The sequence below is a fragment of the Paenibacillus xylanexedens genome (assembly GCF_017874615.1).
Lineage (GTDB): Bacteria > Bacillota > Bacilli > Paenibacillales > Paenibacillaceae > Paenibacillus > Paenibacillus xylanexedens.
On sequence record NZ_JAGIKV010000006.1, the window covers coordinates 227,733 to 240,513 of the forward strand.

The window sequence follows — 12,781 nt, forward strand, 5'->3', positions numbered from 1 at the left end:
CAACATCAACTATATTATTGCTTGTTTTCTTTATAGGCTTTGTACGTATCATTTGCCAGCTTCAGATAATTAGATAATCCTTGACTCTCCAGCTCTTTGGCAAATGTATCGAATTCAGACAAGTCCCGTTCACCCAAGATAAATTTAAGTGTATTCTGATCCGAATAATCTTTCAATGGTGTACTCAGAAGTGTCACCCGTTCACGGTCCTCTGAAGAGTAAGGAATTGGTGGTTCTGCCGGGATCACTTCCTTGGTATCCTTCATGTCTTGTTGGAATTTCAACTCTTCTTCACTAAACATCGATTGCAGCAGATCTGTCGTACCACCGTAGGCAAATACTCCACCAGAGAAACCAAAGTCAATACGCAGATCCTTCGTGCCTTTAGGATTCAAGCCATTGTAGTTCACATCTTCTACCAATTTACGTTTTCCGCCCTCTTTGGTAAATGTTTCGCCTTCAACGCCCCATTTGGCAAACTCTTGACCCTCATCACTGTAGTATAACCAATCCACAAATTGCATAATAGCTTTGAAGTTTTCGCTTTTTTTAATTTTCCCGGATATCATGACACCGTTTTCAAGTCTGGAGCCAGACATTAATTGCCCTTTTGGCCCACCAGGAACTGTAATCTTCGCAACAGAGTATTTACCTTCTCCCAGCGTTTTGTTCATATCATTTCGGTGCAGCACCACCGTTTGGGAATTACCATTAATCATGAATGATTTGCCGGATACAAATTTCTGTACAGCCTGATCATCATCCTGTGTGAAACTTTCTTTGTCCAGCAATCCTTCGGATACCAACTTGTTAAAGTACGTTAGCATTTCCTTATACTCCGGCGTAGTAGCCGTGTACACAAATCCATCCTGATCTTCCTTATACGTCAATCCGTTACCAAAACCCCATCCAGCCTTGGTACCAAAGCCGGTAGCAGCGATGTTCAATGTACTATTGAATTTAAATCCATCCGAAAATGGAATGGAATCCGGGTAGATTTCTTTCAGCTTTTTGGCTGCATCATACAATTCGTCCCATGTCGTCGGGATGGCGATGTTATTTTCTTCAAAAACATCCGTTCTTACCAGTAATGTATAATCCGGCCATACTTCTTCATGCAGACCCGGGAGCACATAGTACTTTCCATCTTCTTGCCGAAGTCCTTCCAGTTCATCTTCCAAACCCCATTTTTCCACTTTATCCTTGAAGTTCGGCATCAAATCAATGTAATCACTAATGGGCAAGACCGCACCGGAAGATACAAATGCAGATTCTTCACCAGGATAGGTTTTGGGAATAATCAGCGGTGCATCGCCTGAACTGATTAGAAGGGATCTCTTCTGAGAGTAGTCACTCATGGGAACAATCGTTGGCTCAAGCGTAACACCCGTCAGTTCGGTAATTTTATCGAAAAGTAACCAGTCTTTTTTAAAAGGATAAATAGGATGATCACTATACAGTATCGATAGATTAAACGGCTCAGTCGCCTTGAATGTATCCCCTACATTGTACGTCTCCATCGCTGCCTTGGTTTGAACTTCTGTGACGTCACCTCCAGCTCCATTACCGCTGCTACATGCTGCCAGAACAACGGTCATCATTGTTGCCAACACCATTTTACCAACAAACTTACGTGGCTTTTGATTCATTTAGGTTATCCCCCTGAATTTGGTTTAGGTTGACCTTGACTTAAAACTTTTTAATTAATAAAAAGCGAAGCGCTCGCCTTTATCATCGGAGTGTTCCGTGTAAATCATCTTTAGTTCAATTTATATAGCTGCTACGTATTACTGTTTAACAGACCCTAACATGATACCGGTTACAAAGTATCTTTGGACAAATGGATAGATGGTGAGTATCGGCAAGATGGTTAATACCATCGTTACTGACTTAATATTAGCAGCAATCTGTGTCAGGTTATCAGCTGAGGTTGCGCCGGCAGACGCCCCACTTGTCGCTCCTGCAATCATATTGCGCAAATAAATGGTGACAGGGAACAGTTCTTTTTTGTCCAAATACAGAAAGGCTGGGAACCAGGAATTCCAATGACCTACTGCGTAGAACAGCACCATGGTTGCCATAACTGCTTTACTAAGCGGCAATATAATGCGTAACAAGATCCCGTATGTGTTCAAACCGTCAATGGAGGCAGCTTCCTCCAGTTCTTCAGGCATATTTTCAAAAAATGACTTCATGATCAGCATGTTGTATATGCTAATTGCGCCAGGAACAACAAGTGCCCACATAGTGTTGTTGAACCCAAGGGAATTAATCAACACATAGTTTGGAATCAATCCACCACTGAAGAACATCGTGAATACGGCGAACATCGTCAGAAACTTGCGACCCATCAACCTCTTTTTGGACAGGGCATATGCGAAAATAGTCGTCATAAACATGGAGATTAACGTACCTACTACAGTGTAGATAATCGTATTTTTATAATTCGTCCAGAACATGCTGTCACGTGAGATGGTCTTGTATGTCTCCACATTGAATCCTCTTGGGAACAAACTAACCTTCCCCGAATTAATATAGGACTCACTACTGAAGGATTGTGCCACGACATTTAAGAATGGATAGAGTGTTATAAATACCACGAACAGCAGAAAGATGACATTGAATACTTTAAATACCTTGTAAGATCTGGATTCCTGCATGGTGCTCCTCCTTTACCATAAGCTTCTTTGTGTCAGTCTGCGTGAGATGGCATTTACGGAGAACACCAGAATCAGACCGATCAGCGATTCGAACAAGCCAATTGCGGTAGCATAACTGAAGTTACTCGATTCCAGTCCGACCCGATACAGGTAAGTGGAGATCACATCAGATGTCTCGTAGATAAGCGGATTGTACAAGAGTAAGATTTTTTCAAATCCAACAGCCAGGAAATTACCCATGTTCAAAATCAATAACGTCACAATCGTTGGCAAGATCCCTGGTAACGTTACATGAATCGTTTGCTTCCACCGATTGGCACCATCGATACGCGCAGCTTCATACAAAGAATCATCAATGGTTGTCAGTGCAGCCAGATACAGAATCGCTCCCCAACCCATACCCTGCCATACCTCGGAAGTGATATAGATTGTTCTGAACCACTCAGCCCGCTGCATAAAAGGAATATTGTCTCCGGTGAAGAAAGCCACCAGTCCATTAATGGAACCATTCACTGCTGTCAGCTGCAGGATCATACCCGCAACGATAACGATAGACAGAAAATGAGGCAGATAAGACGCGGTCTGTACAAACTTTTTGAATCGTTTACTCTTCACTTCGTTAAGCATCAAGGCAAAAATAATTGGAACCGGGAATGTAAAGAGTAACGCAAGTCCGCCTAACATCAGCGTATTACCGAATACTCTCCAGAAGGTAGGGTCCTCAATGAACATTTTGAAGTACCTTAATCCAACCCACGTTTCTCCAAATATACTTCCCCCGGGAACAAAACGTCTGAACGCAATCACATTACCAATCATCGGCCCATATTTAAAAATAAGGAGATAAATGATGGGAAGGATTAATAGTGAATACAACTGCCAGTCTTTGCGGAACAAGGTTCCTGCCGTTCGTAATCTGCTCTCTTTACGTAAAGATGTCATGGTTAACGTTGTTTTAGCGGTTTCCGACTCCATGTGTTTTCACTCCGATCCAGGACTTGATAAGTAAGAGTAATTCATGTACAGTTCCCATCGTTTCTCCTCTTGTAGAAGACAACAACTCCTTTAACTTCACCCCCACTACCAAATAGATAATTGCTTAAATGTAAGCGATATCAATTTGATGTATTATGTAGAATCACACAATCCAAGGTGCTTCACATCATTAATTAGCACTTGATAGTTGGTGTGATCTCCAAATCGAAAGAAGCTTTTTAAAATATTAAGCGCTTACAATAAATCGAAAAGAATAAGCAATGACTCTCTGCTTCCATTTAATGATGTAAGTCAAAAAGAAATTGCTTTAGGACATTCTAAATACTAGTCAAACTAGTATGTTAGTTATATTCTAATCCAGCTTCCCCCTAATTTCAATAACTTTTAGCAAAAAAAATGGAGTTTTTTGACTAAATATAGACAAATTAAACCGTTTCGATCTATATCTAGCCTTGTTTGAAGTAGCTAAAGGTATTATGAAATTGATTTATTTAACAAGGTAATTTAGTCAACATGCTCAAATAAAAAAACATTGGTAACTTCAAGAACGACATCATCGTTCATTGAAGCTTCCAATGTCTCAGGGTGCTGAGGAAAGATGTTATAGCTGATCTGCTCAGAACTTAGCAATAAGCTGATCTAATTCCGATAAATGCGTTATTTCATGGTCTGGCGCATACGTTTCATTGTTAGTCTTATGCTCACGGTTAATCCATACGGATTGGATGCCAGATGATAAAGCACCACGAATATCAGTCGTTAACTTGTCTCCAACCATCATGCTCTCTTCGGGTTTAACACCCAGTTTACTCAAAGCATGTTCAAATATCGACGGATCTGGTTTTCCTTTTCCGAAGTTACCCGAGATAATAATCTCATCAAAGAACGGAGTCAATTCAGGTACACCATCCAACTTTTCTTGTTGCAAAGCAGGACAACCGTTTGTTAACAGCAACAGTTTGTACTTTCCTTGTAACTGACGCAAGGTATCCATCGTTTCTTCGTATACATGTGGTCTGGATCTCCGTTCTACTCCAAACTGTGCGGCCAGATGTTCAGCAAGATCTTCCCGATCTATACCCAACTTCAACAAGCCACGACGCCAGGATTCTTTACGGTATACTGGAGCAAGTTGTTCCAACTGACGGAATTCGGGTTGATCCCCACCAGTAAAGTTAGCCCAAAGGCCTTCAAACGGATTGATTCCAATCATTTTGGTAAAAGGAAAGGTTTCATATGATTCATACAGCCCACGTGCCTCATTACGAACAGCTTCTTCAAGTTCTTCTGGTTTGACCCCAGTCTCTTGCGCTGCGATTAGACAAGTCTCATGAAAAGCTTCTCGAACACTACGCTCATCCCACAATAAAGTATCATCTAGGTCGAACAAAATCGCTTTTAACGCCATTCCGATCATCTACCCCTTTATGCAATAATTACTTTTCGACGGTTTCCACGGTGATCTGGTGTGCTTTTGCAAACTTCAGCAAACGTTCTGCAATCGCATCTGTATCGTAACGGTTCAATAACTTGGTGAACACCCATCTTTTCCCGCGACTGTTATGTTCGATAACAACTGTACCTGGTTCAATTCTGAATTTGACGATATCGTCAACCCCAATTGAACGTTCACGATTACCCTTCGTCGTTATAATCCGATTACTGCTAATCTTGATGTATGGACGTCGAAGCATGAAGATGACTGCCAAAAATACGTAAAGCAGCATGGTCACCCAGTCCCAAGTTGTCATTGGAGCTTGCACAAGGAACGTGCTCATAAACAGATACAAAAAGGCGAGACCGATCAAAAATATAGGGAACAAAAGACTGCGTCCCTTAAAGACTTCTTCACCTGGTGTACCTGTGATTGGTTGACCACTTTTTTTGCGTTGCTGATTTAACTGCTTGGAATTTTTCTTAACCGTTCTCTCGAACGAACGCGACATGAGAATCCCCCTTATGTGTCTTTGTATCGGCTTACATAATTGCAAACCAACATTTCCCCCTATAAATTGCACACTCAAAATAACAGGAAGAAACCTAAATATCATAATGATATCATTAGGTTTCGTTAGTGTTTGAGTTTGCCTTGGTGGCCTTTGTCATTCTCATCATCAACAATCTCAATGGTATCCAGTTGTTGTCTGAAATTGCTGCGAATATTACTCAAATAAATCTCTCTTAGCTCGGCACGTTCAGCAAGCTCTTCCTCCGACAATCCAGTGGACTTTTGCTTACGAGCCAATTCGTTAATGCGTGCTACCAGACTATCTATATCCAAGCTTGTCCCCTCCAAAAATACAAAGTCATATTAACTTTGCCATTATAAAGGCTGCTTGTCAAGCTGACACGCGCTAACACTCATTGATGTGCATTTTATTCTGCAAATTGCGGTAGAGCTAGTACTTGTCCCACTTGGATGGAAGTTGTATGAAGTTGATTCACTTTCTTAATTGCTTCTATATATATACGTGTATCCATATTCGTCGGTTTATGTTCCAAAGAAATACTCCATAATGTTTCCCCTTGTGAAACAGCTATCTTTCCTCCAGGCAGAACATCATTCTCATTGCCGGCAAATACAGTTAAAACGGTGCTGCATCCAATAAATATAATCATAGAGGTAATGACTACCTTTAACATCCATGAAGAAATCTTGAAACGCGCTAAAACCTTCTTGTAGTTCCCTATGTTAGACTTCACCAGTTCCGAATTCATTGGTTCATAAATGCTTTGATAAGTAGAATATCTCATTAAATACCCGCCTCCAAACGTTTGTTCCTATCTGTTGGAATCAATATAACACGAACGCTTGTTTTGTTCAATAGATTTTCAGAACAATTGTTCGCTTCTTTTTTGAAGGAGAAATATCTTATTTCAAGTCCTTTTACAAAACATTTGCAGTATTATGCTCTGACTTTTGGACAATTTCTGTTCTATAAGTTAAAAAACACTGATTTAATGCTAAATTATTTAGAACTTATGTTTGTACGAACGGAGGTTCTATGTTATAATTTTCCCAAACGTTACTAAAATGGGGTTGATACGGTATGTCGAAGATATCCAGCAGGCAGCAGGCTATTCTGGAGTTTATACGAAATGAAGTCCGGTTGAAGGGGTATCCTCCTTCCGTACGGGAAATTGGTGAAGCTGTTGGACTAGCTTCCAGCTCAACAGTACATGGACATTTGGATCGTTTGGAGAAAAAAGGTTTGATCCGACGCGACCCTACCAAGCCAAGAGCCATTGAGCTTTTGAGCCAGGAAGAATCTGAGCATTCTCATCAATTTGCTCATAGCGTTGCACGTATTCCTGTCGTTGGTAAGGTTACAGCCGGGGTTCCAATCACTGCAACCGAGAACATTGAAGACTACTTCCCTCTTCCTACACATTATGTAGGCGAACAGAAAGTGTTTATGCTTTCGGTAGTCGGAGATAGTATGGTGGAAGCTGGAATCGTTAATGGAGATTACGTTATTGTCCGTCAACAGCAAACTGCTGATAACGGTGATATCGTCGTTGCAATGACTGAAGACGATGAAGCTACAGTGAAAACGTTCTATAAAGAGAAAGATCATATTCGCCTTCAACCGGAGAATGCGACCTTCGAACCTTTACGTTTGAAACACGTTAGTATTCTGGGTAAAGTCATTGGCCTTTTCCGAGATATTCATTAATATTTAACTTGAGTAACAAAACTAGATGTAATGAAATACGAAAGAGGTTGTCCTGATCAACAGGACAACCTCTTTTTTCATGTTTATGTTATTTTAGCGGCTAATTATTCACTGCGTTTCAGAACACTCTTGTGATGCGAGAACACATCAAAGCTCTGTTGTCCGTGATATGAGCCCATACCGCTCTCTCCTACACCACCAAACGGGAGATAATGTGATGTCATATGAGAAAGTGTGTCATTAATACATCCCCCACCGAAGGATACTTGATTCAGAACCTGATCCTGCAGTTGTTCATCCTGTGTGAAGAGATAAAGCGCCAATGGTTTTGGCCGGCGGACAATCTCATCCAGCATCGGGTTCAGGTCACTGTACGTAAATACAGGAAGAATCGGACCAAAGATTTCTTCTTGCATGACAGGTGACTCCCAGTTCACATCTCCAAGTACAGTCGGCTCAATAATTAACTGCTCACGCACAAAACGTCCACCTATCAGCGTTTTGCCATCTGTGAGGAATTTCGACAACCGATCAAAGTTACGCGCATTAACAATATGCGGGAAATCAGCGTTCTGTAACACATCATCCCCAAATTTATCTTTGATCTCTGCGCCAATCATATCGATCAGTTCATCATGAACTTGTTCATGCACAAGCAAGTAATCCGGAGCAACGCAAGTTTGCCCTGCATTTAGGAACTTTCCACGAACAATACGCTGGGCCACCAGCTTCAGATCTGCATCGTTATGGACAATAGCAGGACTCTTGCCCCCTAGCTCCAGGGTTACAGGAGTCAGATGCTCCGCAGCTGCCTTCATAACAATGCGACCAACACCTGTGCTACCTGTGAAGAAAATATAATCAAACTTCTCTTTCAACAATGCTGTGCTAGCCTCAACTTCGCCTTCAATAACCGCAATATACTCCTGAGGGAAGATCTCCTGAATCAGATCATACGTCAGACGAGATACGGCTGGTGTTAATTCAGAAGGCTTGATAACTGCACAGTTACCGGCTGCAATTGCTCCAATAAGTGGACCAAAGGCCAGTTGGAAAGGATAGTTCCAAGGTGCAATAATAAGAGCCACTCCGTATGGTTCAGGGTAAATGGTGCTCACCCCATCCGGCATAGCTGAATTGGTTGGAACTTGTTTTGGCGCAGCCCATTCCTGTAGATGTTCTAATGCAAAATCCAGTTCACCCAGAACAATGCGAATCTCGGAGCCGTAAGCTTCCGCCTCAGATTTGTTCAAATCTGCCCGAAGTGCATCTTGAATCCGTTGCTGATACTTTTCAATTCCCTTTCTAAGCTGTTGAAGCGCATTAATCCGATAATCAATATTTTTAGTTTGTCCTGTATAAAAAAATGTACGTTGTTCTGTCACCAATTGTTTTGCTTGATCCATATTAACATCTCCAATTAATTATTTAAAATTAAATTGCTCAAAATTTAATTAAAGTATACCTCTTCTATATGAAACTTTCAACATACAAATGAAACATCCATTTGTATGTATTTGAAGTTACAGAATGTTATATGAATATAAAGAATGATCCGGGGGATGTGAGTGAGTAATTTACTTTATATTTGATTTTATCTGCTTTCGCCCCCCCTTCAGCGCTAGAGCGCGAAAACAAAAAAAGAACAATGAGGAAAAATTTCGCTTTAGACCTCACTGCTCTTTTTTTGTGTTTTTCAAATCATCCCTTTAGAGAAAAAAAGAATCATAAATCAATACTTAAATCTAATTTATTTTGTATCTGTGGACATCGATTATAAAAATCAGTGTTCCATATAGAGTCACATAATTATTTGTAGATAACTTTGGTTAATTGTTGGCTTAATTAAAAAGCTTTAAAATCTCCAAAGTCATTTTAAACGTTAGCACAGTAACCAATAGTATCCAAGTCCACTCCATAAAACTTCTCTTTGAACAATGGGGTGTAGTGGGCAGTGCTTAAACACACATCACCTATCTTTTGGACTTTAGACTTTAGGGAAGGGGAAAATAAAGATAATCGCCGATCTTTCTAAAAATAGGAAAATTGGAAATACTCAAGAATTTCTTTGTAGAGGGAAAGAGAAAATATTAAGTTTTCAACTTGTCGGGGAAATACATTTTATAATTAATGTTTTAAAAGTAAAAATCTAGTTGTTTTCCAAACTTTTCCTGTGATATACTAACCTCATACTAATTCTTAGGAGGTATGTTTATGAAAAATGTAAGAAATATCTTGATTTCATTAACACTTTCACTCTCGATTTTTTCCATCCCTTCGCTATCTTCACAGGCTTTTGCTAAAGAAATACCAACTGATTATTCTGTTGTAACTCAAGGCGACCTGATCGCAACTGTTAATTTCAACATGCTTAGGAATTCAAATGTAAAGTTATTCGCTACCAATCAAAATGTTCAAATTCAGTCCGGCGGACACCTTATTTCAATAAGCAATGGGGGAGTGGTTTCATCTAATACTTCCCTTGGAACAGCCGTTGTATATTCTTTTAATCCTAATGGTGATTACGTAAAATACCTCATAACTGTGAATGCAAGTTAATGAGCTTAATAGCAAAAATCTCAAAATTTGACTAGCTCAGAAATAAATTTATTAAGCAAAGTCATTTGAAACTGCCTGTTAAATTTTTTCTACCAATTTAGCCATCAGTAATCCAGAAACCGCCATGCTTTTGATGCGGTTTCTTACTGTTTTTTTTAATTTAGCATCAGAAGATGGCACCATATACCATCCAAACGCTGGAACGTAACTGGATAATTCTCTAAGCTTAAATACTCATATCGAATTGGAGCGAATTGACTAGGATACGCTTGCGGCGCTTCATCTCGGCAAAAGCTTGGCCAAAGCTTCCTCTCGCTGGGCAACGACATCCTCGGCAGCCCGCTTCTCCACATCTTCCATATCTAGTACATGCCTGCCTCCTCGATATGCTTGGTCATCGGCTGGGCAATCTCTTCATTTCCCGTAATGAGATGTTGATGATGACAAAGCTCGTGCCATTCCATATGCCATAGGAAGTCCAAACTTCGGTGAGCAACCTGGAATTCCAAAGTACGTTACATTTGTCTTCCTCAAATTCTTCTAATATTTGTGGTCGATTTTGAGAATCCCCATTTCCTTAGCAACTCGGAGTCCAATCGAATTTAGAATCTGAGTAAATTTCTGACTGGTCTTCACCAATGGAGGAATTCAACAATCTTCAGATCCATGGCGACACGCAACATTCTTCCACTATTGGATTCAAGATACGGGGCCAATACAGTGCCCAAATTCGGCATGTCTCAACGGCTAGGTTAGCTGTTATATCAGTTTGTACAATACTGACGACTACGCGGTACCAGCTGCCGATCGATGTCTGATCTGCTTTTTCTGTGGCTGTTTTAATCCAGTGATTAGAGGCTTAAGCAGAGAACTACTGAGATCATTAACTCAACCGTCTATTCAGCAATAGAACATGCAGTAATTCAAGGAAAGTTAGAGTGGAATCCATGCAAGGGGTCTATCATTAAAGGAGACTGAGAAAGAAATAGTTGATTTCATTGAGTTTATAGACATAGCTGATTGACTTCAAGCTGCGAGGGGTTAGGGATATGTTTACTGGATATTCTTCAAACTTCTTCTAAAAACTCGTGTGAGAAAAGATGAAGTTGCATCTTTAAGATGGGATGACATTAACTTTAAAGAAAAGAGGATCACTATTGATGATAGACTTGATTTCCAAACAGAAAATGAAGAACTATTTGGAAATACAAAAACATTCTGATCGGCGCGCAGAATTGGTTGCAAGCATAAAATTTGTGCAAGAACAGCTTGATCATGGAAGTGTGCAGATCACCTCTGATATATATGCTCACATCTCTAAAAAGTTAACAGCGTAACATTGATAATTATGAACAGTATTCCGCCAACATTCTTGGTTCAAAAAATCAAAATGAGGGACGTTTTGGGGGACACACCTTGATAGAAGTAATCCCCACTTAAACGTCCCCCATTAAATTCTTCTTAAAACCCCATAATTACAAGGTTTTATTCAATTAGTACAAAGTAATATATTGATCGCGTTCCCATTGGTGGACTTGTGTTCTATACATATCCCACTCAATTTCTTTCAGCTCATAGAAGTGAGCCAAGGCGTGGTCGCCGAGAGCATCACAGATGACTTCGCTACGGATCAATTCATTCAATGCTTCTTTCAGGTCAGCTGGCAAGCTTGGAATGCCTTCTTCCACACGCTCTTCTTCTGACATGATGTAGATGTTACGGTCAATTGGAGTTGGTAAGGAAAGCTCACGTTTGATTCCGTCCAGACCTGCTTTCAACAGAACAGACAAAGCCAGGTAAGGGTTAGCAGCCGGATCCGGGTTACGAACCTCAACACGTGTACTCAGACCACGGGAAGCTGGAATACGAATCATTGGGCTACGGTTACTAGCAGACCATGCTACATAACAAGGTGCTTCATAACCTGGTACAAGACGTTTGTATGAGTTCACAGTTGGGTTAGTAATTGCTGCAAACGCACGTGCGTGCTTCAGAGTTCCAGCCATGAAGTGACGTGCAGTTTTGCTCAGACCCAACTCGTCCGACTCGTCAACGAATGCGTTCTCATTGCCTTTGAACAAGGATTGGTTACAGTGCATACCGGATCCGTTCATACCAAACAGCGGTTTCGGCATGAATGTAGCATGTAAACCATGCTGACGTGCAATCGTTTTAACAACGAGTTTGAACGTTTGGATCTGGTCAGCAGCTTTCAGAGCATCAGCATATTTGAAGTCAATCTCATGCTGACCTGGAGCTACCTCATGGTGGGAAGCTTCGATCTCAAAGCCCATTTCTTCAAGTGTGATAACGATGTCACGACGACAGTTTTCACCAAGATCCGTAGGCGCAAGGTCGAAATAACCACCTTGGTCATTCAGTTCGTTAGTCGGGTTTCCTTTTTCGTCTGTTTTGAACAAGAAGAACTCGGGTTCAGGACCAACGTTGAAGGAAGTGAATCCCATATCTTGGGCTTCCTTCAGGTTACGTTTCAAGATACCACGTGGATCTCCTGGGAACGGATTACCATCCGGAAGATATACGTCGCAAATCAGACGTGCAACACGGTTCTCTGCAACCCATGGGAAAATAAGCCAAGAATCTAGATCTGGATAGAGGTACATGTCGGACTCTTCAATACGTACATAACCTTCAATGGAAGATCCATCGAACATCATCTTGTTATCCAGAGCCTTAGTCAACTGACTCACAGGAATCTCAACGTTTTTGATAGCTCCAAGCAAATCAGTAAATTGCAATCGAATGAAACGTACGTTTTCTTCTTTCGAAATGCGGAGAATGTCTTCTTTTGTATAACTCACTATAACCTCTCCCTTTCTTATCTGCGTATTTGGCTTGCCTGTTATATTTGTACATTAGAAAGTTCCA

The 12,781-nt window shown here is 40.7% G+C and carries 12 protein-coding genes; 3 read left to right on the plus strand and 9 right to left on the minus strand.

Annotated elements, in window-relative coordinates:
• Positions 1-14: 14 nt before the first annotated feature.
• From J2Z28_RS10370 to J2Z28_RS10400, 7 genes are all read right to left on the minus strand, one after another.
• Positions 15-1,649, minus strand: a complete 1,635-nt coding sequence (locus J2Z28_RS10370) for an ABC transporter substrate-binding protein (protein ID WP_211082418.1) — start codon at positions 1,647-1,649, stop codon at positions 15-17.
• A 138-nt stretch (positions 1,650-1,787) separates the two neighbouring features.
• Positions 1,788-2,660 (minus strand): carbohydrate ABC transporter permease, encoded by an 873-nt coding sequence (locus J2Z28_RS10375; RefSeq protein WP_036613592.1) that lies wholly within the window; start codon positions 2,658-2,660, stop codon positions 1,788-1,790.
• 12 nt (positions 2,661-2,672) lie between these two features.
• On the minus strand, positions 2,673-3,602 hold the full coding sequence (locus J2Z28_RS10380; RefSeq protein ID WP_415841438.1) for an ABC transporter permease: 930 nt from the start codon (positions 3,600-3,602) through the stop codon (positions 2,673-2,675).
• 670 nt (positions 3,603-4,272) lie between these two features.
• Positions 4,273-5,064, minus strand: coding sequence for an HAD family hydrolase (locus tag J2Z28_RS10385; protein WP_211082420.1), 792 nt, complete (start codon positions 5,062-5,064; stop codon positions 4,273-4,275).
• Between the two features lie 28 nt (positions 5,065-5,092).
• Positions 5,093-5,602 carry a hypothetical protein gene (locus J2Z28_RS10390; protein ID WP_017688037.1) on the minus strand — a complete coding sequence of 170 codons (510 nt, stop codon included), beginning with the start codon at positions 5,600-5,602 and terminating at the stop codon, positions 5,093-5,095.
• Between the two features lie 125 nt (positions 5,603-5,727).
• Positions 5,728-5,937 carry a DUF896 domain-containing protein gene (locus J2Z28_RS10395; protein ID WP_017688036.1) on the minus strand — a complete coding sequence of 70 codons (210 nt, stop codon included), beginning with the start codon at positions 5,935-5,937 and terminating at the stop codon, positions 5,728-5,730.
• Positions 5,938-6,032: 95 nt separating this feature from the next.
• Entirely contained in the window at positions 6,033-6,410 is a 378-nt protein-coding gene (locus tag J2Z28_RS10400) for a LysM peptidoglycan-binding domain-containing protein (protein ID WP_036613583.1), read from the minus strand.
• Positions 6,411-6,706: 296 nt separating this feature from the next.
• On the opposite strand from J2Z28_RS10400, the gene lexA reads away from it, so the two are divergent.
• Positions 6,707-7,333 carry a transcriptional repressor LexA gene (gene lexA / locus J2Z28_RS10405; protein ID WP_017688034.1) on the plus strand — a complete coding sequence of 209 codons (627 nt, stop codon included), beginning with the start codon at positions 6,707-6,709 and terminating at the stop codon, positions 7,331-7,333.
• Between the two features lie 104 nt (positions 7,334-7,437).
• On the opposite strand, the gene J2Z28_RS10410 is transcribed toward lexA, so the two are convergent.
• Complete coding sequence (locus J2Z28_RS10410) at positions 7,438-8,739, minus strand: aldehyde dehydrogenase (protein WP_211082421.1); 1,302 nt, start codon at positions 8,737-8,739, stop codon at positions 7,438-7,440.
• 808 nt (positions 8,740-9,547) lie between these two features.
• Between J2Z28_RS10410 and J2Z28_RS10415 the strand changes: the two genes are divergently transcribed.
• The gene (locus J2Z28_RS10415) at positions 9,548-9,892 is read left to right on the plus strand and encodes a hypothetical protein (protein ID WP_211082422.1); all 345 of its coding nucleotides are present in this window, start codon (positions 9,548-9,550) and stop codon (positions 9,890-9,892) included.
• Positions 9,893-10,982: 1,090 nt separating this feature from the next.
• Positions 10,983-11,114, plus strand: a complete 132-nt coding sequence (locus J2Z28_RS31770; protein ID WP_415841518.1) for a site-specific integrase — start codon at positions 10,983-10,985, stop codon at positions 11,112-11,114.
• A gap of 271 nt (positions 11,115-11,385) precedes the next feature.
• On the opposite strand, the gene glnA is transcribed toward J2Z28_RS31770, so the two are convergent.
• A complete protein-coding gene (gene glnA / locus J2Z28_RS10425; RefSeq protein WP_036613569.1) occupies positions 11,386-12,714 on the minus strand; it encodes a type I glutamate--ammonia ligase in 1,329 nt (442 codons plus the stop codon).
• Positions 12,715-12,781 lie beyond the last annotated feature (67 nt).

Excerpts from the sequence above, each read along its gene's own strand:
- J2Z28_RS10410 (WP_211082421.1), bottom strand. The coding sequence starts at position 8,739 with ATGGATCAAGCAAAACAATTGGTGACAGAACAACGTACATTTTTTTAT.
- lexA (WP_017688034.1), top strand. The coding sequence starts at position 6,707 with ATGTCGAAGATATCCAGCAGGCAGCAGGCTATTCTGGAGTTTATACGA.
- J2Z28_RS10385 (WP_211082420.1), bottom strand. The coding sequence starts at position 5,064 with ATGGCGTTAAAAGCGATTTTGTTCGACCTAGATGATACTTTATTGTGG.
- J2Z28_RS10380 (WP_415841438.1), bottom strand. The coding sequence starts at position 3,602 with ATGACATCTTTACGTAAAGAGAGCAGATTACGAACGGCAGGAACCTTG.
- J2Z28_RS10370 (WP_211082418.1), bottom strand. The coding sequence starts at position 1,649 with ATGAATCAAAAGCCACGTAAGTTTGTTGGTAAAATGGTGTTGGCAACA.
- J2Z28_RS10415 (WP_211082422.1), top strand. The coding sequence starts at position 9,548 with ATGAAAAATGTAAGAAATATCTTGATTTCATTAACACTTTCACTCTCG.
- J2Z28_RS10390 (WP_017688037.1), bottom strand. The coding sequence starts at position 5,602 with ATGTCGCGTTCGTTCGAGAGAACGGTTAAGAAAAATTCCAAGCAGTTA.
- J2Z28_RS10375 (WP_036613592.1), bottom strand. The coding sequence starts at position 2,660 with ATGCAGGAATCCAGATCTTACAAGGTATTTAAAGTATTCAATGTCATC.
- J2Z28_RS10400 (WP_036613583.1), bottom strand. The coding sequence starts at position 6,410 with ATGAGATATTCTACTTATCAAAGCATTTATGAACCAATGAATTCGGAA.